This is a genomic window from Azotobacter tropicalis (genome assembly GCF_059739045.1).
The window spans coordinates 350,386-375,496 of record NZ_AP046059.1; the positions used below are offsets into that span (position 1 = coordinate 350,386).

Genomic DNA, 25,111 nt, shown 5'->3' on the forward strand with positions numbered 1-25,111 from the left:
GCGCCATGTAAACGCTTGGTAAGGGCGGTCGGAGCGGTCGAACAGCCGTGCTAGCATCCGTGGCCATGAGAGTTTCCATCCGTACAGGGACGTTCCTGGGCCTCCTGTTCTGCGCTTCCGCGGCGTTCGCCCAGGCTCGTCTGGAGGTGCAGGTCGAACCGGCCAAGAGCAGTCTGCGGAAGAACATCGAAGGCTATATCGGCGAACTCGGCGAGCGCGACGAACAGGCCCTGCGCATTCTCGCGCCGGCCGCCGAGGAGCGGGCCCGCAGCGCGGCCGAGGCGCTCGGCTACTACCAGGCGCAGATTTCCAGCGAGGTTCGTCCCGGCGCTCCGCCGACCCTGTTCCTGCACGTGATTCCCGGCGAGCCGGTACGCCTGCGCCACGTGGAGATCCGCGTCGAGGGGCCGGCCGCGCAGCTCGAGGCGTTCCGCGTGCCGCAGGGCTCGCACTTCAAGCCCGGCGCCCAGCTCAACCACGGGCGCTACGAGAGCGCCAAGCGGAGCATCCAGAACCAGGCGTCGCGCCTGGGCTTCTTCTCCGGCCACTTCCTCCGCCAGCGCCTGTTCGTCGACCCCGCCGCCGGTGTCGCCGACATCGAGCTGGTCTACGCCAGCGGGCCGCGCTACCGGCTGGGCGAGGTGGTCTTCCAGGGCGAGACGCCGTTCGACGAGGACTTCATGCGGCGCATGGTGCCTTTCAAGGCCGGTGCACCCTACGATGCCGGGCAGATCGCCAAGCTGCAGGAGAACCTCCAGACGCTCGGCTACTTCGAGGGCGTGCGAGTCGATGCCAACCCGGCAGGCGTCCGCGACGGAGTTGTGCCGGTGGTGGTCCAGCTGCAGATGCGCGAGCCGCGCAGCTTCGGTATCGGCGCCGGCTTCTCCACCGACGTCGGCCCGCGCGGCCGGGCCAACTGGACGCGCCGCTGGGCCAATGCCCAGGGGCACAGCTACGGCACGGAACTGGAGCTGTCGCAGCCCAAGCAGAACGTCGGTCTCTGGTACGACATTCCCCTCGACCCGCCGATGACCGACAAGCTGCGCTTCGTCGGCGGCTATCAGTACGAGGAGCTGGCCGACACCGACACCCGCAGCCGTCTACTCAAGGTTGGGCCGGAGTGGCACCGGCGCCTGGACAACGGCTGGCAGCAGGTGTTCTCGCTGAAGTGGCAGCATGAGGAGTTCCGCTACGGCGACGATAACGGCCTGAGCACCCTGCTGCTGCCGGGCGTGGCCTATTCCTACCTGGAGAGCGACCATCCCCTCGACCCGAGCCGCGGTTACCGCCTGCAGGTGGAGATGGCCACGGCGGCCGAGGGGCTGCTGTCGGACGCCAGCCTGCTGTACAGCTCGGCCATGCTCAAGGGGCTGACCACCCTGGCGGGCCGGCACCGCCTGCTCGGCCGGCTGCAGTTCGGCGGCAATTTCACCGACCAGTACACCACGGTGCCGCCGTCGCTGCGCTTCTTCGCCGGCGGCGACCAGAGCGTGCGCGGCTACGACTACCAGACGCTGTCGCCGGCCAACTCCGACGGCGACCATGTCGGCGGCCGCTACATGGTCGCCGGCAGCCTGGAATACCAGTATGCGCTGCTGGAAAAGTGGCGCGTCGCCACTTTCGTCGACCAGGGCAACGCCTTCAATTCCGAGACCTCGCCCGATCTCAAGACCGGCATCGGCTTCGGTGTGCGCTGGGTGTCGCCGGTCGGTCCGCTGCGCGTGGACGTGGCCCACGGCATCGACGACAACGGTTTCCGCCTGCACTTCTCCATGGGACCGGAATTATGAGAGGCCTGAGACTGGCGCTGTACGGCCTGCTGGCGGGGCTCGTGCTGCTCCTGGTGGCGCTGGGCGGGCTGCTCGGTACGGGCGCCGGCAGCCGCTGGCTGCTCGGCCGGGTGCCGGGGCTGCAGGTGGAGGATTTCTCCGGACGCCTCGCCGGCAGCTGGCAGGCCGATCGCCTGAGCTGGCGGCAGGGCGAGCGCCGCGTCGCGCTGAGCGAGGTCGCGTTCGCCTGGCGGCCGAGCTGCCTGCTGGGCCTGACCCTCTGCATCGACCGGCTGGTCGCCGGGCAGGTGGACCTGGAGCTGCCGCCGGGCGAGGAGAAGGAGGCGGGCGGGCCGCTGCAATTGCCGGCGCTGAAGCTGCCGCTGCAGATCCGCCTCGGCGAGGTACGCATCGGCCGGCTGCTGCTGAACGGCGGCGAACAGGGACAGGCGCTGCAGCTGGCGGCGCACTGGGACGCCGAGGGTCTGCGCATCGACGCGCTCAAGGCCCGCCGCGGCGAGCTGGCGCTCGACCTGCAGGGCCGGCTCGTGCCCACGGCCGGCTGGCCGTTGACGGCGAGCGGCAGCCTGCGCCTGCCGGCGCCGGAGGGCCAGTCCTGGGAGCTGGACCTGCAGGTGGAGGGCGACCTGCAGGAACGCCTGCGCCTGCAGGCCGACAGCCGGGGCTATCTGGCCGGACGGCTGAGCGGCGAGGTCCGGCCGCTCGCCGAGCACGTGCCGGCCAGTCTCAAGCTGAGCGCCGACGGCTTCAAGGCGGCCGCCGCGCTGCCGGATACCCTGCGCCTGGAGCGGATCGAGCTCGGCATCGAGGGCGACCTGCAGGCAGGTTACGCGCTGCAGGGCGGCGCCCGCCTGCCGGGCGAGGGCGGCGCGGTGGCGCTGTCCCTGCAGGGACGGGTGACAAGCGAAGGGGCTGAGCTGGCGGTGCTCGGGCTGGATGCCGGCGACGCGCGGCGCGTCGAGCTGGCCGGCAGCCTGGACTGGCGCGACGGGCTGGCCGGCGAGCTGCGCATCGACTGGCGCGACTTCCCCTGGCGGCGGTTCTATCCGACCGCCAGCGAGCCGGCGGTGACCCTCAAGCGCCTGACCGGCGAGTTGTCCTACCGCGACGGCGGCTATCTCGGCAACTTCGATGCCGCCCTCGAGGGGCCGGCCGGCCCCTTCAGCCTGGCCAGCCCGCTGAGCGGCGACTTCACCCAGCTGCACCTGCCGCAGCTCAGGCTGGTCGCCGGCCAGGGACGGGCGCAGGGCGTGCTCGGCCTGCGCTTCGCCGACGGTTTCGGCTGGAATGCCGACCTGCAGTTGAGCGACTTCGACCCCGCCTACTGGCTCGCCGAGCTGGCCGGCCGCCTCGGCGGTCCGCTGAAGAGCCGGGGCGAATACCGCGACGGCCGCCTGCAGCTGGATGCCGCCGTCGATCTTTCCGGCCAGTTGCGCGGCCAGCGGGCGCGCCTGCTGCTCGAGGCGCAGGGCGCGGATGCCGCCTGGGCGCTGGCGAAGCTCGACCTGACGCTCGGCGCCAACCGCCTCCAGGGCAGCGGACGGCTCGACGAGCGTCTGAGCGGGCGGCTGGAGCTGGCCATGCCGCAGCTCGGCCAGCTCTGGCCGGGGCTGCAGGGCAGCGCCGACGGGCGTCTCGATCTGGCCGGCACGCCGGCGGCGCCGCAAGGCAAGCTCGACCTCGCCGGCCGCCGGCTGCGCTTCGGCGAGCGGCGCCTGGACAGCCTGACGCTGAGCGGCACGCTCGACGCCGCGCAGCGCGGCCGCCTGGCCCTGGACGCCGGCGGCATCCAGTCCGGCGCTACCCGCCTGGGCCGGCTCCAGGCGCTGGGGCAGGGCGACCGGCGCACGCAGAGCCTGACCGTCGACCTCGACGGCCCGCAACTGACGCTGGCGCTGGCCCTCGACGGCCGCCTGGAGGAGCTGGCGCGGGGCTGGAACTGGCGCGGCCGGCTGAGCCGCGGCGAGGTGCGCAGCGGCGGCCAGGACTGGCGCCTGCAGGACCCGGCGCGCCTCGAACGGCTGGCCGATGGCCGGCTGAACCTCGCTGCGCATTGCTGGCGCTCCGGCCCGGCGAGCCTCTGCGGCGAGGACCAGCGGCTGCTGCCCGAGCCGCGGCTGAACTACCGGCTGCGCGATTTCCCGCTGGACAGCCTGGCGGCCTGGTGGCCGCGGGATTTCGCCTGGCAGGGCCGGCTGAACGGCGAGCTGCGCCTCGACCTGCCGGCCGCCGGTCCCCGCGGGCAGATCCGCCTGGACGCCGGCGGCGGCGTGCTGCGCCTGCGCAAGCAAGGCCGCTGGCAGGAGTTCGCCTACCGCGAGCTGGTGCTCGACAGCCGCCTGCAGCCGAAGCGCATCGACGCCCGCCTGGCCTTCGCCGGGCCGCAGCTGGGCGAGCTGGCGGTCCGCACGCAGATCGACCCGCGCGGCAGGAACAAGCCGCTCTCCGGCGAGTTCGTCCTGCGCGGGTTGAAACTGGGGGTGCTGCAGCCCTTCGTCGCGCCGGTCGAGGAGCTGGAGGGCACGCTCGACGGCAGCGGCACCCTGCGCGGCAGCCTGCTGCAGCCGCAGGTTGCCGGACGTCTCGACCTGCGCGGCGGGCTGGTGGCCGGCAGCACGCTGCCGACCCGCCTCGAGGACCTCGCCTTGCAGGCGCAGATCGTCGGCGACAGCCTGCGCCTGAACGGCGGCTGGCGCAGCGGCGAGCACGGCCGCGGCAGTCTGGACGGCACTCTGGACTGGCGCCAGGCGCTGACTCTGGACCTGCGCATCCGCGGCAGCCGCCTGCCGGTGAACGTGCAGCCCTACGCCGCGCTGGAGGTGGAGCCGGACCTGCAGGTGCGCCTGGTCGGCGCCGCCGCCGAGCGGCAACTGGCGCTGAGCGGCACGCTGGACGTGCCGCGCGGGGCGATCACCCTGCGCGAGCTGCCGGCCTCGACCGTCCGGGTTTCGCCGGATGCGGTGGTGGCCGGTCGCGAGGTCAAGCCGCGCCGGCAGCTGGCCATGCGCATGGACGTCGAGGTCGAGGTCGGCCGGGACAAGCTGGCCTTCAGCGGTTTCGGCCTGAACGCCGATCTGGCCGGCCACCTGCACATCGGCGATCACCTCGACACGCGCGGCGAGCTGAACCTGAACAACGGCCGCTACCGTGCCTACGGCCAGCGTCTGGACCTGCGCCGCGCGCGCCTGCTGTTCATCGGCCCGATCGACCAGCCCTACCTGGACATCGAGGCGATCCGCAAGGTCGACGACGTGGTGGCCGGCCTGCGGGTCGCCGGCAACGTCCTGGAGCCGCGTACCGAGGTGTTCGGCGAGCCGGCGATGGGCCAGGAACAGGCGCTCTCCTACCTGCTGCTGGGCCGGGCGCCGGGCAGCGCCAATGCCGGCGAGAGCAATATGCTGGCCAGCGCCGCGATCGGCCTCGGCCTGGCCGGCAGCTCCTCGCTCACCGGCAGCCTGGCGAAAAACCTCGGCATCGAGGAGTTCGAGGTGGGCACCCAGGGCACCGGCACGGAAACCAGCGTGGTGGCCAGCGGCAAGCTGTCCGAGCGCCTCAGCCTGATCTACGGGGTCGGCGTGTTCGAGCCGGTGAACAGCATCGCCCTGCGCTATCAGCTGACCCGCCAGCTGTACCTGGAGGCGGCCAGCGGCCTGGCCAGCTCGCTGGACATCTTCTACAAGCGCGACTTCTGAACGGGCCGCCGCTGTGGGCCGGAGCGGGGCGGGGGCAGGGCCGGAAGCCGTTCGTGCGCGGGCCGCCGAGCAAGCGGACCAAGCGTGCCGGCCTGCTTCGTGCTTCCATTGTCGGCTCGAACCGCCGTGCAACCACGAAGGAGCCTTCCGATGGAGTCCATCCACACCCTGGTCAACGCGCTCAACGGCATCGTCTGGGGGCCGCCGATGCTGGTGCTGATCCTCGGCACCGGCCTGTTCTTGCTGCTGATGCTGCGCTTCATGCCCTGGCGGCGGCTGCCGACCGGCTTCGCCCTGCTCTGGCAGGGGCGCGCCAGGGGGCGGGCAATACCGGCGAGATCAGTCCGTTCGAGGCGCTGATGACCTGCCTGGCGGCCACCGTCGGCACCGGCAACATCGCCGGGGTGGCCACCGCGATCTTCCTCGGCGGCCCCGGCGCGCTGTTCTGGATGTGGTGCACCGCGCTGGTCGGCATGGCCACCAAGTACTGCGAGGTGGTGCTGGCCGTGCACTACCGCGAGCGCGACGACCACGGCGAGCACGTCGGCGGGCCGATGTTCGCCATCCGCAACGGCCTCGGGCCGAAGTGGGCCTGGATGGGCGGCGCCTTCGCGCTGTTCGGCGGCCTGGCTGGCTTCGGCATCGGCAACATGGTGCAGGTCAACAGCATGGCGCATGCCCTGCAGGACAGTTTCGGCCTGCCGACCTGGGGCACCGGCCTGGCGACCATGGCGATCACCGCGCTGGTGATTCTCGGCGGCATCAAGCGCATCGGCCGGGTTGCCGAGGCGCTGGTGCCCTTCATGTGCCTGACCTACGTGGCCGCCGCCCTGGTGGTGCTGGTGGTCAACGCCGAGGCACTGCCCGGCACCTTCGCGCTGATCTTCGAGCATGCGTTCAGTCCGGCGGCGGCCAGCGGCGGCTTCGCCGGGGCGGCGGTGATGGCGGCGATCCGCTACGGGGTGGCCCGCGGCGTGTTCTCCAACGAAGCCGGACTCGGCACCGCCGGCATCGCCCAGGCCGCCGGCACCACCACCAGCTCGGTGCGCTCCGGGCTGATCGGCATGCTCGGCACCTTCATCGACACCATCGTGGTCTGCAGCATGACCGGCCTGGCGATCCTCAGCTCCGGCGTGTGGACCGGCGGCAAGAGCGGCGCGGCGCTCTCCGCGGCGGCCTTCGAGTCGGCCATGCCGGGCTTCGGCGCGGCGCTGCTCAGCCTGGCGCTGGTGATCTTCGCCTACACCACCGTGCTCGGCTGGAGCTTCTACGGCGAGAAATGCTGGGAGTTCCTCTGCGGCACCCGGGCGATCCTGCCGTTCCGGCTGATCTGGGTCGCGGCGATCCCCTTCGGCGCCATCGCCCAGCTGGACTTCGCCTGGCTGGTGGCCGACACCCTCAACGGCCTGATGGCGATCCCCAACCTGGTCGCGCTGCTGCTGCTGAGCCCGGTGGTGCTCAGGCTGACCCGGGAGTATTTCGCCGAGCAGCGGGCGGTGGCCGGGGGGCGCGCCTCCGGCTGACTGCCGGGCAGGCAGCTCTGGACGGAGGTCTTTTCCGGCCTCCGGACGGCCGGCTATCGCTCCGTTGCGCGCTCCGGACCGCCGGCGGCGAGAATAAGGTAAAAGACCCGTAAAGGCCCTTTGCTTGGTCGAGGCGACTACTTATCGTTCAGCCTCCCTTGAAAGTGGTTGTCCGTCATGTCCGAGCCGAACCTCACTCCTCCTTCTCCCGCTCCCCGCCGCCGCTGGCCCTACGCGGTGCTGGCGCTGTTCGTCGTCGGTGCGCTGGCCGCCTGGTGGCAGTGGCCGGCGCTGTCCGGCCTCTGGGCTTCGTCCGCGCCGACGGCAGCCGGTTCCAAGGCGGGTGGGCCGGGCATGGGCCGGCCGGGCGGGGCTGGTCCGGGAGGTCCCGGCGGCCCCTTCGGCGGGCCGGTGCCGGTGCGGGTGGGCGAGGTGAAGCTGGGCGACTTCCCGGTCGAGCTCAAGGCGCTGGGCACGGTCACCGCCTACAACACGGTGAACGTGCGTTCGCGGGTCGACGGCGAGCTGGTCAAGGTGCTGTTCCGCGAGGGGCAGCAGGTCAAGGCCGGCGACCTGCTGGCGGTGATCGATCCGCGCCTCTACGAGGCGGCGCTGAAACAGGCCGAGGGCACTTTGCAGCAGAACCGCGCGCAGCTGCGCAACGCCGAGCTCGACCTGGCCCGCTACAAGGGCCTGTACGCCGAGGACTCGGTCGCCAAGCAGACCCTCGACACCCAGGAGGCGCTGGTCGCCCAGTACCAGGGCACGGTGCGCTCCAACCAGGCGGCGGTCGAGGAGGCCCGGGTCAACCTGGACTACACCCAGGTGCGCGCGCCCATCGCCGGGCGCCTCGGCCTGCGCCAGGTGGACGTCGGCAATCTGGTCAGCAGCGGCGACACCACGCCGCTGGTGACCATCACCCAGACCCTGCCGATCTCGGTCAGCTTCACCCTGCCCGAAGGCGAGCTGCCGCAGGTGCTGGAGCAGCTGCACGCCGGCCAGCGCCTGAGCGTGGAGGCCTGGGACCGCAGCGAGCGCAACCGCCTGGCGCTGGGCGAGCTGGAGAGCCTGGACAACCAGATCGACCTGACCACCGGCACCGTGCGCCTCAAGGCGCGCTTCGAGAATGCCGAACAGCGCCTGTTTCCCAACCAGTTCGTCAACGTCCGGCTGCGCGTGACCACCCGCCAGCAGGCCACGCTGGCGCCGGCGGCGGCGCTGCAGTTCGGCTCCGCCGGCACCTTCGTCTACGTGGTCAGCGACGGCAAGGTGCAGCTGCGCTACATCACCGCCGGTCCCGGCGACGGCACCACCACGCTGATCGAACAGGGCCTGAGCGCCGGCGAGCGGGTGGTGCTGGAGGGCACCGACCGCCTGCGCGACGGCGGCAAAGTCGAGGTGATCGACGACAAGCGCCAGGCCAACGGCGAGTCCTCCCAGCCCGCGCCGGCCGGTCGGCGTCAGGCAGCGAAGCCCGACGCATGAACATCTCGCGCCCCTTCATCCTCCGTCCGGTCGCCACCACGCTGATCATGGTGGCGATTTTCCTCTGCGGGGTGATCGCCTACCGTCTGCTGCCGGTGTCCGCGCTGCCCGAGGTGGACTATCCGACCATCCGCGTGCTGACCCTCTATCCGGGCGCCAGCCCGGAGGTGATGACCAGCGCGGTGACCGCCCCGCTGGAGCGCCAGTTCGGCCAGATGCCGGGCCTCAAGCAGATGACCTCGACCAGTTCCGGCGGCGCCTCGGTGATCACCCTGCGCTTCAGCCTGGAGGTGGACCTGGACGTCGCCGAGCAATCGGTGCAGGCGGCGATCAACGCGGCCAGCAACCTGCTGCCCGACGACCTGCCGACCCCGCCGGTGTACAACAAGGTCAACCCGGCCGACACCCCGGTGGTGACCCTGGCGGTCACCTCGGCGACCATGCCGCTGCCGGAGATCAACGATCTGGTCGATACCCGCATGGCGCAGAAGCTGGCGCAGATCAGCGGCGTCGGCATGGTCAGCCTGGCCGGCGGCCAGCGCCCGGCGGTGCGCATCAAGGTCGATCCGCAGGCGCTGGCCACCTACGGCCTGAACCTCTCTGACGTGCGTGCGCTGATCACCGCCTCCAACGTCAACCAGCCCAAGGGCAATTTCGACGGCCCGACCCGGGTGTCCCAGCTCGACGCCAACGACCAGCTGAAATCCGCCGACGAATACCGCGACCTGATCCTCGCCCACCAGAACGGCGCGACCCTGCGCCTGAAGGACGTGGCGCGGATCGTCGACGGCGCCGAGAACGAGCGCCTGGCCGCCTGGGCCGACCGTAACGCGGCGGTGCTGGTGAACATCCAGCGCCAGCCGGGAGCCAACGTCATCGAGGTGGTCGAGCGCATCCAGGCGCTGCTGCCGCAGATCGCCGCGACCCTGCCGGCCAGCCTCGAGGTGATTCCCCTCACCGACCGCACTCAGACCATCCGCGCCGCGGTGCGCGACGTGCAGTTCGAGCTGGTGCTGGCGGTCGGCCTGGTGGTGCTGGTGACCTTCGTCTTCCTGCGCAAGCTGTCGGCCACGGTGATTCCGTCGATCGCCGTGCCGCTGTCTTTGATCGGCACCTTCGGGGTCATGTACCTGGCCGGCTTCTCCATCAACAACCTGACGCTGATGGCGCTGACCGTCGCCGCCGGCTTCGTGGTCGACGACGCCATCGTCATGCTGGAGAACATCGCCCGTCACCTGGAGGAGGGCGAGACGCCGCTGCAGGCCGCCCTCAAGGGCGCCAGGCAGATCGGCTTCACCCTGATCTCGCTGACCCTCTCGCTGATCGCCGTGCTGATCCCGCTGCTGTTCATGGCCGACGTGGTCGGCCGGCTGTTCCGCGAGTTCGCCATCACCCTGGCGGTGTCGATCCTGATCTCCCTGCTGGTTTCGCTGACCCTGACGCCGATGATGTGCGCGCTGTTCCTCAAGCCGGAGGCGCCGGCGGAACGCCAGGGCCGTTTCTACCGCGCCAGCGGCGCCTGGATCGACGGCCTGATCGCCGGCTACGACGTCGCCCTGCACTGGGTGCTGCGCCACCAGGCGCTGACCCTGCTGATCGCCGTGGCTACCCTGGGCTTCACCGTGCTGCTCTACCAGGCGGTGCCCAAGGGTTTCTTCCCGGTCCAGGACACCGGGGTGATCCAGGGCATCTCCGAGGCGCCGCAGAGCATTTCCTTCCGTGCCATGAGCGAGCGCCAGCAGCGCCTGGCCGAGGTCATCCTGCAGGACCCGGCGGTGGCCAGCCTGTCCTCGTACATCGGCGTGGACGGCGACAACGTCACCCTGAACAGTGGGCGCCTGCTGATCAACCTCAAGCCGCATGCCGAGCGCGAGGTCACCGCCAGCCAGGTGATCGAGCGGCTGCGTCCGCCGCTGGCCGCGGTGCCGGGCATCCAGCTGTTCCTCCAGCCGGTGCAGGACCTGACCATCGAGGACCGGGTCAGCCGTACCCAGTTCCAGTTCAGCCTGGAGTCGCCGGACGGCGATCTTCTGGAGCAGTGGACGCCGAAGCTGGTCGAGGCGCTGAACGCGCTGCCGGAGCTGACCGACGTGGCCAGCGACCTGCAGAGCCGCGGCATGCAGGTCTACCTGAACATCGACCGCGACGCCGCCGCGCGCCTCGGGGTGACGGTTTCCGCCATCGACGATGCGCTCTACGACGCCTTCGGCCAGCGGCAGATCTCGACCATCTACACCCAGGCCAACCAGTACCGGGTGGTGCTGGAGAGCCGGGCCGTCGACAGCCTCGGCCCGGCGGCGCTGGACGAGGTGCACGTGGCCAGCACCGAGGGCGGCCAGGTGCGCCTGTCCTCGCTGGCGCGCATCGAGGAGCGGGCGGCGGCGCTGCTGGTCAACCACATCGGCCAGTTCCCGGCGGTGACCCTGTCGTTCAACCTGGCGCCGGGCGTCTCGCTCGGCCAGGCGGTGGCGGCGATCGAGCGGGTGCAGCAGGAGATCGGCCTGCCGGGCGGCATCGAAAGCCGCTTCCAGGGCGCCGCCGAGGCGTTCCGCGCCTCGCTGTCGAGCACCCTGCTGCTGATCCTCGCCGCGGTGGTCACCATGTATATCGTGCTCGGCGTGCTCTACGAGAGCTACATCCACCCGATCACCATCCTCTCCACGCTGCCTTCGGCGGCGGTGGGGGCGCTGCTGGCGCTGCTGCTTTCCGGCAACGACCTGGGACTGATCGCGATCATCGGCATCATCCTGTTGATCGGCATCGTCAAGAAGAACGCGATCATGATGATCGACTTCGCCCTGGAGGCCGAACGCCATCAAGGCATGGAGCCGCGGGCGGCGATCCATCGCGCGGCACTCTTGCGCTTCAGGCCGATCCTGATGACCACCCTGGCCGCACTGTTCGGCGCCATCCCGCTGATGTTCGCCTCGGGCTCCGGCGCCGAGCTGCGCCAGCCGCTGGGGCTGGTGCTGGTCGGCGGCCTGCTGCTCAGCCAGCTGCTGACGCTGTTCACCACGCCGGTGATCTACCTGGCCTTCGACCGCCTGTCGCGGCGCTTCACGGGCCGCAGCGCGGCGGGGGTGGCGGTATGAGGGCGCTCTCGCTCCCGGCGGGCGCGGATACATGCGCGATGGCAGTGGTGACGGAGGGCAGGCGATGAACCTCTCCGCCCCCTTCATCCTGCGTCCGGTGGCGACCCTGCTGCTGAGCCTGGCGATCCTCCTGCTCGGCGCGGTGAGCTTCGGCCTGCTACCGGTGGCGCCGCTGCCGAAGATGGACTTCCCGGCGATCACCGTGGAGGCCAGCCTGGCCGGGGCCAGTCCGCAGATCATGGCCTCCAGCGTGGCGACGCCCCTGGAGCGGGCCCTCGGCGGTATCGCCGGGATCAGCGAGATGACCAGCCGCAGCAGCCAGGGCAGCACGCGGATCATCATCCTCTTCGACATCGGCCGCGACATCGACGCCGCTGCCCGCGAGGTGCAGGCGGCGATCAACGAGGCGCGCAACCTGTTGCCCAGCGGCATGCGCAGCATGCCCACCTACCGCAAGGTCAATCCCTCGCAGGCGCCGATCATGGTGCTGTCGCTGACCTCCAAGGTGCTCGACAAGGGCCAGCTCTACGACGTCGCCTCGACCCTCGTGGCGCAGAAGCTGTCGCAGGTGAGCGGGGTGGGGGAGGTGCAGGTCGGCGGCAGCTCGCTGCCGGCGGTGCGGGTCGAGCTGGAGCCGCGTCTGCTCGACCAGTACGGCATCGCCCTCGACGAGGTGCGCCAGGCGATCGCCGCGGCCAACGTGCGCCGGCCCAAGGGGGCGGTGGAGGACGACGAGCGCCACTGGCAGGTGCAGGCCAACGACCAGCTGGCGCGTGCCGCCGACTACCGGCCGCTGGTGATCCGCTACCAGAACGACGGTCCGGTGCGTCTGAGCGACGTGGCCAAGGTCCACGACGGCGTGGAGGACCGCTACAACAGCGGCTTCTACAACGACGAGGAGGCGGTGCTGGTGGTCGTCAACCGGCAGGCCGACGCCAACATCATCGAGACCATCGCCGAGATTCGCGAGCGTCTGCCGATGCTGCGCGCGGTGATCCCGGCCAGCGTCGAGCTGGAGGTGGCGATGGACCGCTCGCCGGTGATCCGCGCCACCCTGCACGAGGCCGAGCGCACCCTGCTGATCGCCGTGGGCCTGGTGATCCTGGTGGTGCTGGCCTTCCTCGGCCACTGGCGCGCCGCGCTGATTCCGGCGCTGGCGGTGCCGGTGTCGCTGGTCGGCAGCTTCGCGGTGATGTACCTGTGGGGCTTCTCGCTGAACAACCTGTCGCTGATGGCGCTGATCATCGCCACCGGCCTGGTGGTGGACGATGCCATCGTGGTGCTGGAGAACATCGCCCGGCACGTCGAGGACGGCGAGAAGCCGCTGGCGGCGGCGCTCAAGGGCTCGCGCGAGGTGGGCTTCACCCTGCTGTCGATGAACCTGTCGCTGGTGGTGGTGTTCCTTTCCATCCTGTTCATGGGCGGCATCGTCGAGCGGCTGTTCCGCGAGTTCTCGATCACCCTGGCGGTGTCCATCCTGATCTCCCTGGCGGTCTCGCTGACCCTGACGCCGATGCTCTGCGCGCGCTGGCTCAAGTCCGGGGCCGAGGCGCGCGCGCCTCGGCGCCTGGGGCGCTTCGCCGGCCGCCTGCAGGCGCGGGTGCTGGCCGGCTACGCGCGCAGCCTGGACTGGACCCTGCGCCACTCGAAGCTGATGCTGTTCGGCCTGCTGGCGACCATCGCCCTGAACGTCTATCTCTACGTCGCGGTGCCCAAGACCTTCCTGCCGCAACAGGACACCGGCCAGTTGATCGGCTTCATCCGCGGCGACGACGGGCTGTCCTTCCAGGTCATGCAGCCGAAGCTGCAGGCCTACCGCAAGGCGCTGCTGGCCGATCCGGCGGTGCAGAGCGTGGCCGGCTTCATCGGCGGCAAGGGCGGGATCAGCAATGCCATGGTCATCGTGCGCCTGAAGCCGATCGCCGAGCGCGGCCTCTCCGCCCAGCAGGTGATCGACCGCCTGCGCAAGAGCCTGCCGAAGATTCCGGGCGGCCAGCTGTTCCTCATGGCCGACCAGGACCTGCAGTTCGGCGGCCGCCAGGGACGTAGCTCGGAAAACGAGTACGTATTGCTCTCCAGCGACCTGGAGCTGCTGCGCACCTGGCTGCCCAGGGTCCGCGAGGCCATGGCCGCGCTGCCGCAGCTCACCGACATCGACGCCAACCAAGGCGAGGGCGCCCAGCAGATCCGCCTGGTGGTCGACCGCGAGAGCGCCAAGCGCCTCGGGGTGGACATGGACATGGTCACCGCGGTGCTGAACAACGCCTTCAGCCAGCGGCAGATCTCCACCATCTACGAGGACCTCAACCAGTACAAGGTAGTGATGGAGATCGACCCGAAGTACGCCCAGTCCCCCGAGGCGCTGGACATGGTCCAGCTGATCACCGACGACGGCCAGCGCGTGCCGCTGTCAGCCTTCGCCCGCTGGGAGCGCGGCCTGGAGGAGGACCGGGTGCAGCACCAGGGGCAGTTCGCCGCGGAAAACGTCGGCTATTCGATCGCCCCCGGCTACAGCGCCCTGGAGGCCAGCCAGGCGATCCAGCAGGCGGTGGCGCGGGTCGGACTGCCCACCGACGTGCAGGGCATGCTCGGCGGCACCGGCGGCGCGCTGATGCAGGCGCAGAAGGCCCAGCCGCTGATGATCCTCGGCGCCCTGGTGGTGGTCTACATCGTCCTCGGCATCCTCTACGAGAGCTACGTCCACCCGCTGACCATCCTCTCCACGCTGCCCTCGGCGGGCGTCGGCGCACTGCTGGCGATCGAGCTGGTCGGCGACCAGTTCAGCCTGATCTCGCTGCTCGGCCTGTTCCTGTTGATCGGCGTGGTGAAGAAGAACGCCATCCTGATGATCGACCTGGCGCTGCAGCTGGAGCGCCAGGAGCGGCTCAGCCCGCTGGAGTCGATCCGCCGTGCCTGCCTGCTGCGCTTCCGGCCGATCCTGATGACCACCCTGTCGGCCATCCTCGGCGCCCTGCCGTTGCTGCTGGACACCGCCGAAGGCGCGGAAATGCGCCGGCCGCTGGGCATCGCCATCGTCGGCGGGCTGGTGCTCAGCCAGTTGCTCACCCTCTACAGCACGCCGGCGGTCTACCTGTTCTTCGACCGCCTGCGTCACCGCTTCAACCGCTGGCGCGGCGCGCGCAGCGATGCCGCTCTGGATACCTCGTTATGACCGCATCCGTTTTATCCGTTCGACGGAGCCGCCTGGCCTGCTCGGTGGTGCTCGCCCTGGCCCTGGCCGGCTGTACCCTCGGCCCGGACTATGAGCGTCCGCAGCTGTCCACCCCGGACACCTTCAAGGAGGGCCAGGGCTGGAAGCTCGCCACGCCGGCCGACGAAGCCGAGCGCGGTCCCTGGTGGGAAATGTACGGCGATTCCCTGCTGAACGATCTGATGCGCCGGCTGGACGAGTCCAACCAGACCGTCGCCCAGTCGGTCGCCCAGTACCTGCAGGCGAAGGCGGCGGTGCGGGCGGCGAAGGCGGACTTCTTCCCGACCGGCCGGGTCACCGTCGACGAGACCCGCTCGGCGACGGCCAGCGGCGGCGGCGGTACCTCGCGCCTGCCCGACGGCTCCACGGTGAGTTCCGGCGGCGGTGGCGGCGATATCTCCAACAGCTACAACGCGGTCAGCAATATCAGCTGGGAACTGGACTTCTGGGGCAAGATGCGCCGCCAGCTGGAGTCGGATCGCGCCGGCCTGCAGGGCAGCGCCGCCGATCTCGCCGCGGTGCGCCTCAGCCAGCAGTCCACCCTGGCCCAGAGCTACCTGCAACTGCGCGTGCTGGACGGCCAGCGGCGCCTGCTCAAGGCCACGGTGGAGGCCTATGCGCGCAGCCTGCGCCTGACCGAGAACCAGTACCGTGCCGGGATGGTCACCAAGTCCGACGTGACCCAGGCGCTGACCCAGCTGAAGAGCACCGAGGCGCAGGCCATCGACCTGGACTACCAGCGCGCTCAGCTGGAGCATGCCATCGCCGTGCTGACCGGGGTGCCGCCGGCCGAGTTCGCCATCGCCGAGCTGGACAGCCTGCCGACGCTGCCGGAAATCCCCACGCTGCTGCCCTCGCAGCTGCTCGAGCGGCGCCCCGACGTGGCCTCGGCGGAGCGCGAAGTGATTTCCGCCAACGCGCTGATCGGCGTGGCCAAGGCGGCGCGCTTCCCGACCTTCAGCCTGAGCGCGGCCGGGGGCTATCGTGCCACCCACACGGACAACTGGTTCGAGAAGGACAACCGCTTCTGGAACATCAGCCCGGAGATGGCCCTGACCCTGTTCGACGGCGGCCTGCTGCGCTCCCAGGTGGATCAGGCGCGGGCCACCCACCAGCAGGCGGTGGCGACCTACCGGCAGACCGTGCTGGACAGCTTCCGCGAGGTGGAGGACTACCTGGTGCAGCTGAGCGTGCTGGAGCGCGAGAGCCTGGCCCAGCAGGAGGCGGTGGAGGCCGCCCAGGAGTCCCGCCGGCTGATGGAGAACCAGTACAAGGCCGGCACCGTCGACTACACCAGCGTGGTCGACGTGCAGACCGCGGCCTTGTCCAACGAGCGCACCAGCCTGACTCTCCTGAGCAACCGGCTGACCGCCAGCGTACAACTGATCGCCGCCCTCGGCGGCGGCTGGGACAGCGCCGAGCTGGACGAGCTGGAGAAGCTCGACGAGCGACTGGAGCAGGCGCGGGCGAAGCAGGAGGGATCGGAAGAGGACTGAAGGCCTCTGGCGATGACAGGATGCGCATTGCGGTTAGAATGCCGTCCCGCTTCCTGGACCTGCCTCATGCCGCTTCGCCTTTTCCTTCTCCTGCTGCTGGCGCTCGGCGCCGCCGTGGTGCGGGCCGAAGAGATCTCCTACCGCCGCGACGTCCAGCCGATCTTCACCGCCAAGTGCGTGGCCTGCCATGCCTGCTACGACTCGCCCTGCCAGCTCAACCTGGGCAGCGGCGAGGGCGCGCGGCGCGGCGCCCACAAGCTGCCGGTGTACAACGGTCTGCGTACCGAGGTTCAGGAAACCACCCGGCTGTTCCTCGATGCCGAGGGCGAAGCGGCTTGGCGGCGCAAGGGCTTTCATTCGGTGCTCGGGACCGACGGCCAGGCCGCGCTGCTGGCGCGCATGCTGGAGCTCGGCCGCAGCCAGCCGCTGGCGCACAACGCGCGGCTGCCGGAGGACCTGGAGATCGGCATCGGGCGCCAGAACAGCTGTCCGCTGCCCGGCGAATTCGAAGCCTTCGCTCGCGACAATCCCCGGCCGGCATGCCTTTCGCCGTCACCGGCCTGACCGACGACGAATACGCGACCCTGAAGCAATGGCTGGCGCAGGGCGCGCCGGTCGACGCGGCGCCACTCGAGCCGTCGCCGGCCGAGGCGGCGCAGATCGCCGACTGGGAGCGCCTGCTGAATGCACCGGACAAGCGCTCCCGGCTGGTCGCCCGCTGGCTGTACGAGCATCTGTTCCTCGCCCATCTGCATTTCCAGGGCGGCGCGCCGGGGCACTTCTTCCAGTTGGTGCGCTCGCGCACGCCGGCCGGCCAGCCAGTCGAGCCGATCGCCACGCGGCGCCCCAACGACGACCCCGGCAGCGACTTCCACTACCGGCTGCGGCCGATCGCCGACGTGATCGTGCACAAGACGCACATCACCTATCCGCTCGGTCCGCAGAAGCTGGCGCGGGTGCGCGAGCTGTTCCTCGCCGGCGACTGGCAGGTGGCCGAACTGCCGGGCTACGGCGCCCAGCGCCGCGCCAACCCGTTCGAGACTTTCGCGGCGATTCCGGCCGAGGCGCGCTATCGCTTCATGCTGGACAACGCCGAATACTTCGTGCGCACCTTCATCCGCGGCCCGGTGTGCCGCGGGCAGATCGCCACGGACGTGATCCGCGATCACTTCTGGACCCTGTTCCAGGCTCCCGAGCAGGATCGTTACCTCACCGATGCGCAGTACCGCGACGCCGTGACGCCGCTGCTCGCGCTGCCTGGCCAGCTCGACGACATCGCCGGCCTGTGGAGCCTCTGGGGCACCTATCTGGAGCGCTTCAAGCACTACGAGAGCCAGCGCCGCCAGGCCTATGCCGAGCACCCGGCAGAATGGTCGGATCTGTGGAGCGGCAACGACAACGCGCTGCTGACCATCTTCCGCCAGCACGATAGCGCCTCGGTGCGCAAGGGGCTGGTCGGCGCGGTGCCGCAGACCCTGTGGTGGCTGGACTTTCCGCTGTTCGAGCGCACCTACTACCAACTGGTGGCGAATTTCGACGTGTTCGGCAATGTCTCCCACCAGCTGCAGACACGCCTGTACTTCGACCTGATCCGCAACGGCGCCGAACAGAACTTCCTGCGCCTGCTGCCGGCCGGTACGCGCCAGGCGATCCTCGACAGCTGGTACGAGAACAGCGGCCAGCTCAAGCTCTGGCTGGCCTATACCGAGATCGACGGCCAGACACCCTCGGCCCTCGGACTGCCGCAGCAGCAGCCGATCCGCAGCTTCGCCGCGCACCTGCTGGAGCGGCATGCGGCGATCAATGCCCGGCCCGACCCGTTCAACCGCTGTCGCTCGGCGCATTGCTACCGCCCCGTGGTGGCGCGTGAGCTGCAGTACGCCGAACAGGCGCTCAGCCGTCTGGCCAGCCGGCCTGCCGCCAGCTTGCCGGCCGTGCTCGAGCTGCCGGAGGCCAGCCTGCTGCGTATCGAGTACGGCGAGGGGCGGCGGGAGATCTACAGCCTGCTGCGCAACCGTGCCCACAGCAACGTGGCGTTCATCTTCGGCGAGCATCTGCGCTATCAGCCGGCGCTGGATACCCTGACGCTCTATCCGGGGGTCATGAGCAGCTACCCGAATTTCCTGTTCAACGTTCGCGCCGACGAGGTACCGGAGTTCGTCGCGGCGCTGGAGCAGGCGAGGGCGCGGGCGAACTTCACGGCCGCGGTCGAGCGCTGGGGTATCCGTCGCAGTCATCCCGAGTTCTGGCGCTATTTCAACGATCTCTCGGCCTGGTTGCGGGAAACCGAACCGCTGGAGGCCGGGGTGCTGGACATGAACCGCTACCAGAATCTGTAAGGTGACCCGTCTGTGACGGTCCTTCGCGATTAATCCGACAAGCACACTAGGACTTTATCCACCAGGATGCTTGTCGTACACTCGTGAGCATATTCGCGAGGAGCTGCCATGAGCGCTATCACCATCACCGACGCCGCACACGACTATCTGGCCGAACTGCTGGCCAAGCAGAGCGGCACCGACATCGGTATCCGCATCTTCATCACCCAGCCCGGCACGCCCAGCGCCGAAACCTGCATCGCCTATTGCAGGCCGGCCGAGCGCAATCCGGACGATACCGCCCTGGCGCTGAAGAGCTTCACGGCATGGATCGACTCCGTCAGCGAGCCCTTTCTCGAGGATGCGGTGGTCGATTACGCCAGCGACCGCATGGGTGGCCAGTTGACCATCAAGGCGCCGAACGCCAAGGTGCCGATGATCGACGAGGACAGCCCGCTGGGCGAGCGGGTCAACTACTACCTGCAGACCGAGATCAATCCCGGCCTGGCCAGCCACGGCGGCCAGGTGAGTCTGGTGGACATCGTCGAGGAGGGCATCGCCGTGCTGCGTTTCGGCGGCGGCTGCCAGGGCTGCGGCATGGTCGACATGACCCTGAAGGACGGCGTGGAGAGGACCCTGCTGGAGCGCATTCCGGACCTCAAGGGGGTGCGCGACGTCACCGACCACAGCAACCGGGAAAACGCCTACTACTGATGGCAGCCGGTCGAGAGAAATGAAAAAGGCGGCCGAGGCCGCCTTTTCCGTTTGTTTCGCTTGGCGAGGGATGCGTTTCTGCCGTTCGGCTTCCTCTGTTGCACCCTGTCGCCTGCCGCAAAGCCCTGCCGAAGCAGGGCTTCTCATTCAATGGCGTTCGACGATCAGTCCGGCATCTTCCACGGGCCAGGTTGAAGCCTTGCCGAGTCAGTTCCTGACGGGTCTGCTGGATGACGGCAGCGAGTTTCTGCGGGTCGGAATAGGTCGAGCAGGGAATACGTTTATGACCCAGCGTCCGCGTATTGGCGTGGTCGACCACGGTCAGGTTCAGTTCGCTGTTGATTTCCTGGGACCAGGCGATGCATTGCAGGGGTTTGAACGCGCGGTTGGCGATCAGAAGGGCTTCGTTGAAACGGAGCGGGTTGGTCATGGATCGATCCCTCTTTGAGTACCATGATGAGGCCGTCTGACGCGGCCGTTTATCGTTACAGGCAGTTGAAAATCCATGTCACGCGCACGTGACAAGGGGTTTGGAACTTACCTGGGCGAACGGGTTCCTTCCGCTGCCCTGAAACTTACATGACATGGTTGGAGTATAGATCGGTATCCACCGAGTAATTCAAATTTTTCCGACGAATGTCAGCCCAGGGTGTCCGCCTGGCGGTAGAGCAGCAACAGCTTGCGGGTGATGGTGTTCTGGATGTCGATCCGCTCGAAGTTGGACAGGTGGTTGAGCTTGCTGACCTGAAGGCGATGCAGGTGGAGGTAGGGCAACTGCTGGCCGAATTCGCGCAGGTCGCCCTTCATGAGGATGGGCAGGAAGACGTCGCCGAGGCGCTTCTGGTTACTGATGATCTGCGCCAGCGCCTGTTTGAAGGGCATGCTCTTGGGCATCGACTCGCCGTCCTTCAGGTGTTTCGCCAGCATCAGGCCGGGTTTGCCGAAGACGCGGCCGGGCAGGACGAAGAGGCCGGTCGGTCGCACGGCGAGCGCATCGATGCCGTGCAGGGTGTCGTGGAAGGCGTAGGGGTTGGGCAGCACCACCATCTTGCGTCCGAGATCGGCCGGAAAGTGCAGGTTGTAGTTGGTGTACAGCTGGCGCACCGACTCCGAATAGACGCACAGGCGGTTCTCGAACAACTGGATGAAGCGCTCGGCCAGTTCGCGACGGGCGATATGGTCCAGCTCCCAGATCAGGTCGGGTTGATCGGTTTGCTGAAATCGACTTCCTGATGCTTCATGCTGCTCATGCGTGACTCTTTCTTGCGATCTAGTAATGAAGCTGCCGAGCGGGCGGCAGAATACCTGGCAAGCAACGGGCCGGAGAGCGCTTGCACAACCAGGCTGTGCTGCTGGCGATCGGTGTCCAATTAGCACCCGCGTCCACAGCATTCCAGCTCGCCCGCCTAATGCCAAGGAGCTATGTCTCAACTGCTGCAATCGCCATGGATTGAAGTTTGCGGCAGTTGCCGTTCCGCTCTGCTAGCATGCCGGCCCGCAAGAGGGGCGGGCAAGCGGGGTTCCGTTTCCTCCTGTACAGATCATTGGCCGGCGGATGGCCGGTCGCATTTTCGCATTTCGGAGGGGACCGATGGAGCTTTGGCTCGCTGCGCAGGCGTTCATCTTGGGGGTTGTCGAGGGATTGACCGAATTTTTGCCGATATCCAGCACCGGACACCAGATCATTATTGCCGATCTGATCGGCTTCGGCGGCGATCGAGCCAAGGCGTTCAACATCATCATCCAGCTCGGGGCGATCCTCGCCGTGGTCTGGGAGTTCCGCCAGCGGGTTTTCGGGGTGATCCTCGGTCTGCCGCGCGAGCGGCAGGCGCAGCGCTTCACCGCCAATCTGCTGATCGCCTTCTTTCCGGCGGTGATTCTCGGCGTGGCCTTCGCCGATCTGATCGAGCACTGGCTGTTCAATCCGATTACCGTGGCCAGTGCGCTGGTGATCGGCGGGCTGGTCATGCTCTGGGCCGAGAAGCGTCAGCACGCCGTCGAGGTGCATGCGGTGGACGACATGAGCTGGAAGCACGCCCTCAAGATCGGCTGCGCTCAGTGTCTGGCCATGATCCCGGGCACTTCGCGCTCGGCCTCGACGATCATCGGCGGCCTGCTGTTCGGCCTGTCGCGCAAGGCGGCGACCGAGTTCTCCTTTTTCCTCGCCATGCCGACCATGGTCGGCGCCGCTGTCTATTCCGGCTACAAGCACCGTGCCCTGTTCGAGAACGGCGGCGATCTGCCGGTCTTCGCTCTGGGCTTCGTCACCTCGTTCATCTTCGCCATGCTGGCCGTGCGTGCCCTGCTCAAGTTCATCGCCAGCCACAGTTATGCGCTGTTCGCCTGGTATCGCATCGGTTTCGGTTTGCTGATCCTCCTCACCTGGCAGCTCGGCGTGGTCGATTGGAGCACGGCGCAGGGCTGAGGACGAAAGACGCATGGAGCGACGCGGCATGCTGAAGAGCTGGGATGATCGCAAGGGCTTCGGTTTCATCCAGCCGGAGACGGGGGGGCGAGCCCTTGTTCGTGCATATCTCGGCGATGCGCGGCGACCGCCGGCCCAGGGCTGGCGAGAAGGTGCTCTTCGTCGCCGGACGCGATCGCGAGGGGCGGATGCAGGCCAGGCACATGCGTCACGCCGAGTTGAGCCTCGACTGCCCATCGATCTGCGAGTCGCGCCTGGCGACGGGTGGGGTGCGCAACCTGCCGGGCAAGCTCCTGGTCTTCTTGGCGTTCTGCGCATTGCCGCTCGGCGGTGCGCTGCAACTGGTGCGCGACGGTTCATTCTGGGTGCCGGGCGGCTACGCGCTGTTCAGCCTGGTCAGTTTCCTGCAGTACTGGCTGGACAAGCGTCGCGCGGCAACGGGTCGCTGGCGCATACCCGAGACCAGCCTGCACGCCGTCGAGCTGCTCGGCGGCTGGCCCGGTGTGCTGCTGGCGCAGCAGGCGTTCCGCCACAAGACCCGCAAGGTCGCCTATCAGCTGGGGTCCTGGGGCATCGTGCTGCTGCACCAGGCGGTCTGGATCGATTACCTGTATTTCCAGCGGCTGTTCGCCTCGGCCATCGCGCAACGCTTTCTCGGCTAGGCTGGTATCTCCCAACCCTTCAAGGAGCCGCACCATGCCGCTGTCCATGTATCAGGCGTCGATTCCCGTGTTTGTCCGCATGCTGGGCAACCTGTCCGCCATCCTGCATAAAGCCGAGGCCTATGCCGAAGCACGCAAGATCGCCCCTGCGGTACTGGTCAACGCGCGTCTGGCGCCGGACATGCTGCCGCTGAGCAGTCAGATCCAGATCGCCAGCGACACCGCCAAGGGCTGTGGCGCACGCCTGGCCGGCGTGGAGATTCCCAGCTACCCGGACACCGAGAGCAGCTTCGCCGAGCTGCAGGAGCGCATCGCCAAGACGGTGGCGTTTCTCGAGAGTATCGATGCCGCGCAGCTCGACGGCAGCGAGGAGCGGCCCATCACGCTGAGCTTTCCCAAAATGGAGCTGAGGTTCAGCGGCAGCGAATACCTGCTCGGTTTCGTCCTGCCCAACTTCTATTTCCACCTCACCACGGCCTACGCGATTTTGCGCCACAACGGCCTGGATATCGGCAAGATGGACTTTCTCGGCAAGCCGCCGGCCTGATCCGGGCAAAAAGCCCTGCGCGCGGCAGGGCTTGTTCCTTCTGCCGCACGTGCTCAGATGAGTACGCCCTGGCTGCGCAGGTAGTCGTCGTAGCTGCCGCTGAAGTCGGTCACGCCGCTTTCGGACAGTTCGATGATGCGGGTCGCCAGCGAGCTGACGAACTCGCGGTCGTGGCTGACGAAGATCAGCGTGCCCGGGTAGTTCTCCAGCGCCAGGTTGAGCGCCTCGATGGATTCCATGTCGAGGTGGTTGGTCGGCTCGTCCATCACCAGCACGTTGGGCTTGGCGAGGATCAGCTTGCCGAACAGCATGCGTCCCTGCTCGCCGCCGGAAATCACCTTCACCGATTTCCGGATGTCGTCGTTGGAGAACAGCATGCGTCCGAGGGTGCCGCGGATCAGCTGCTCGCCGCCCTGGGTCCACTGGCCCATCCAGTCGAACAGGGTCATGTCCTGTTCGAAGTCGTCGGCATGGTCCTGGGCGAAATAGCCGACCTCGGCGCTTTCGGTCCACTTCACCTCGCCGGACAGCGGCGGCATCTCGCCGACCATCGTGCGCAGCAGGGTGGTCTTGCCGATGCCGTTGGGGCCGATGATCGCTACCCGCTCGCCGGCCTCGATCTGCATCGACAGGTTCTTGAACAGCGCATTGCCGTCGAAGCCCTGGCCGACCTTCTCGAGGGTCACCGCCTGGCGGTGCAGCTTCTTGGTCTGCTCGAAGCGGATGAACGGGCTGACCCGGCTGGACGGTTTGACCTCTTCAAGCTGGATCTTGTCGATCTGCTTGGCGCGGCTGGTGGCCTGCTTGGCCTTGGAGGCGTTGGCCGAGAAGCGGCTGACGAAGGTCTGCAATTCGGCGATCTGCGCCTTCTTCTTGGCGTTGTCGGCTAGCAGGCGCTCGCGGGCCTGGGTCGCCGCGGTCATGTACTCGTCGTAGTTGCCGGGGAACAGGCGCAGCTCGCCGTAGTCCAGGTCGGCCATGTGGGTGCAGACGCTGTTCAGGAAGTGGCGGTCGTGGGAGATGATGATCATGGTGGAGTTGCGCGCGGTGAGCACGCCTTCCAGCCAGCGTATAGTGTTGATGTCCAGGTGGTTGGTCGGCTCGTCGAGCAGCAGCACGTCCGGATCGGAGAACAGCGCCTGGGCCAGCAGCACGCGCAGCTTCCAGCCGGGCGAGACGGCACTCATCGGGCCGAAGTGCTGCTCCAGAGGAATACCGACTCCGAGCAGCAGCTCGCCGGCACGGGACTCGGCGGTATAGCCGTCCATTTCGGCGAACTGCACTTCGAGGTCGGCGACTTTCATGCCGTCCTCTTCGCTCATTTCCGGCAACGCATAGATACGGTCGCGCTCGGCCTTGACCTTCCACAACTCCTCGTGACCCATGATCACGGTGTCTATCACCGTGAAATCTTCGTAGGCGAATTGGTCTTGGCGCAGTTTGCCGAGACGCACGTTGGGTTCGAGCATCACCTGACCGGCGGAGGATTCGAGATCGCCGCCAAGGATCTTCATGAAGGTCGACTTGCCGCAACCGTTGGCGCCGATCAGGCCGTAACGGTTGCCGTTGCCGAACTTGACGGAAACGTTCTCGAACAGCGGCTTGGCGCCGAACTGCATGGTGATGTTGGCGGTAGAAATCAAAATCTTGTCCTGCGGAAATTCAGAGGGGGAGAGGGTTTAAGCTGTACCACTTTTGTACCAATGTGGCCTTCGGAGGGCGAACTCACATCAATCGGTGCTTGAATTGATCCAGCCTGTATGGGCGAATCATAACATTTGTACGCCATTCCCAAGTTGAAGAGCGATGAAGGCTTGGAGTCATAGGCATGGCCGGTGGAGCGCCGTGCTGGCTTGATGGCGGCGCCTGGGGCAGCTCTCCGAGGGGACCGGGGAGGGAGAGAAGATGGGTAAGGCCGGTTACGCCGGCCAGTCGGGCACTCTGTCGCCGCTGGCATGCCTACCAGCAGGATAGGGCTGATGAACCCCCAGACTTGCAGATTACTCGGACAGGCTGCGCACCTTGCTGAGCACCGTGAGACTCAGCGCGGCCACCTCTTGGCAATGGCCAGCTAACGCCGCTTGCATACCGATCTGCCGACGGTATTTCTGTATTATATACAAATAATAATCGTTCTCAATGGGTGAGTGCAGGCT

General features: G+C 68.1%; 12 protein-coding genes and 4 pseudogenes. 12 read left to right on the forward strand and 4 right to left on the reverse strand.

Features of this window, described 5'->3' with window-relative positions; genetic code table 11:
* Window positions 1-65 precede the first annotated feature (65 nt).
* The 9 genes and pseudogenes from Atro_RS01655 to nfuA all read left to right on the forward strand — a co-directional run bounded on the left by Atro_RS01655 (window position 66) and on the right by nfuA (window position 19,321).
* On the forward strand, window positions 66-1,790 hold the full coding sequence (locus Atro_RS01655; protein WP_497926155.1) for an autotransporter assembly complex protein TamA: 1,725 nt from the start codon (window positions 66-68) through the stop codon (window positions 1,788-1,790).
* Entirely contained in the window at window positions 1,787-5,482 is a 3,696-nt protein-coding gene (locus tag Atro_RS01660; protein ID WP_497926156.1) for a translocation/assembly module TamB domain-containing protein, read from the forward strand. The genes Atro_RS01655 and Atro_RS01660 overlap by 4 nt, the downstream gene beginning before the upstream one ends.
* A 150-nt stretch (window positions 5,483-5,632) precedes the next feature.
* Window positions 5,633-7,005: pseudogene (locus Atro_RS01665) on the forward strand (alanine/glycine:cation symporter family protein).
* 177 nt (window positions 7,006-7,182) lie between these two features.
* On the forward strand, window positions 7,183-8,490 hold the full coding sequence (locus tag Atro_RS01670; protein ID WP_497926157.1) for an MdtA/MuxA family multidrug efflux RND transporter periplasmic adaptor subunit: 1,308 nt from the start codon (window positions 7,183-7,185) through the stop codon (window positions 8,488-8,490).
* Window positions 8,487-11,582 carry an MdtB/MuxB family multidrug efflux RND transporter permease subunit gene (locus tag Atro_RS01675; protein ID WP_497926158.1) on the forward strand — a complete coding sequence of 1,032 codons (3,096 nt, stop codon included), beginning with the start codon at window positions 8,487-8,489 and terminating at the stop codon, window positions 11,580-11,582. Before Atro_RS01670 ends, Atro_RS01675 begins: the two co-directional genes overlap by 4 nt.
* Window positions 11,583-11,646: 64 nt before the next feature.
* Window positions 11,647-14,754: an efflux RND transporter permease subunit gene (locus Atro_RS01680; RefSeq protein WP_497926159.1), complete on the forward strand. Its 3,108-nt coding sequence runs from the start codon at window positions 11,647-11,649 to the stop codon at window positions 14,752-14,754.
* The gene (locus Atro_RS01685; protein ID WP_497926160.1) at window positions 14,751-16,289 is read left to right on the forward strand and encodes an efflux transporter outer membrane subunit; all 1,539 of its coding nucleotides are present in this window, start codon (window positions 14,751-14,753) and stop codon (window positions 16,287-16,289) included. The genes Atro_RS01680 and Atro_RS01685 overlap by 4 nt, the downstream gene beginning before the upstream one ends.
* Window positions 16,290-16,355: 66 nt before the next feature.
* Window positions 16,356-18,628: pseudogene (locus Atro_RS01690) on the forward strand (fatty acid cis/trans isomerase).
* Window positions 18,629-18,736: 108 nt separating this feature from the next.
* Window positions 18,737-19,321: a Fe-S biogenesis protein NfuA gene (gene nfuA, locus Atro_RS01695; protein WP_497926161.1), complete on the forward strand. Its 585-nt coding sequence runs from the start codon at window positions 18,737-18,739 to the stop codon at window positions 19,319-19,321.
* A gap of 164 nt (window positions 19,322-19,485) precedes the next feature.
* On the opposite strand, the pseudogene Atro_RS01700 reads toward nfuA, so the two are convergent.
* From Atro_RS01700 to Atro_RS01710, 3 genes and pseudogenes are all read right to left on the reverse strand, one after another.
* A pseudogene (locus Atro_RS01700) lies at window positions 19,486-19,751 on the reverse strand (DUF1652 domain-containing protein).
* Between the two features lie 209 nt (window positions 19,752-19,960).
* Entirely contained in the window at window positions 19,961-20,461 is a 501-nt protein-coding gene (locus Atro_RS01705; protein ID WP_497926162.1) for a hypothetical protein, read from the reverse strand.
* A 53-nt stretch (window positions 20,462-20,514) separates the two neighbouring features.
* The gene (locus Atro_RS01710; protein WP_497926163.1) at window positions 20,515-20,691 is read right to left on the reverse strand and encodes a hypothetical protein; all 177 of its coding nucleotides are present in this window, start codon (window positions 20,689-20,691) and stop codon (window positions 20,515-20,517) included.
* Window positions 20,692-20,912: 221 nt separating this feature from the next.
* On the opposite strand from Atro_RS01710, the gene Atro_RS01715 reads away from it, so the two are divergent.
* From Atro_RS01715 to Atro_RS01725, 3 genes and pseudogenes are all read left to right on the forward strand, one after another.
* Window positions 20,913-21,746, forward strand: coding sequence for an undecaprenyl-diphosphate phosphatase (locus Atro_RS01715; RefSeq protein ID WP_497926164.1), 834 nt, complete (start codon window positions 20,913-20,915; stop codon window positions 21,744-21,746).
* Window positions 21,747-21,759: 13 nt separating this feature from the next.
* Window positions 21,760-22,408, forward strand: a pseudogene (locus Atro_RS01720) (DUF1294 domain-containing protein).
* A 34-nt stretch (window positions 22,409-22,442) separates the two neighbouring features.
* Entirely contained in the window at window positions 22,443-22,955 is a 513-nt protein-coding gene (locus tag Atro_RS01725; protein WP_497926165.1) for a DUF1993 domain-containing protein, read from the forward strand.
* Between the two features lie 53 nt (window positions 22,956-23,008).
* Here the strand turns inward: Atro_RS01725 and Atro_RS01730 are convergent, their stop codons facing one another.
* Window positions 23,009-24,598, reverse strand: a complete 1,590-nt coding sequence (locus Atro_RS01730; RefSeq protein ID WP_497926166.1) for an ABC-F family ATPase — start codon at window positions 24,596-24,598, stop codon at window positions 23,009-23,011.
* Window positions 24,599-25,111 lie beyond the last annotated feature (513 nt).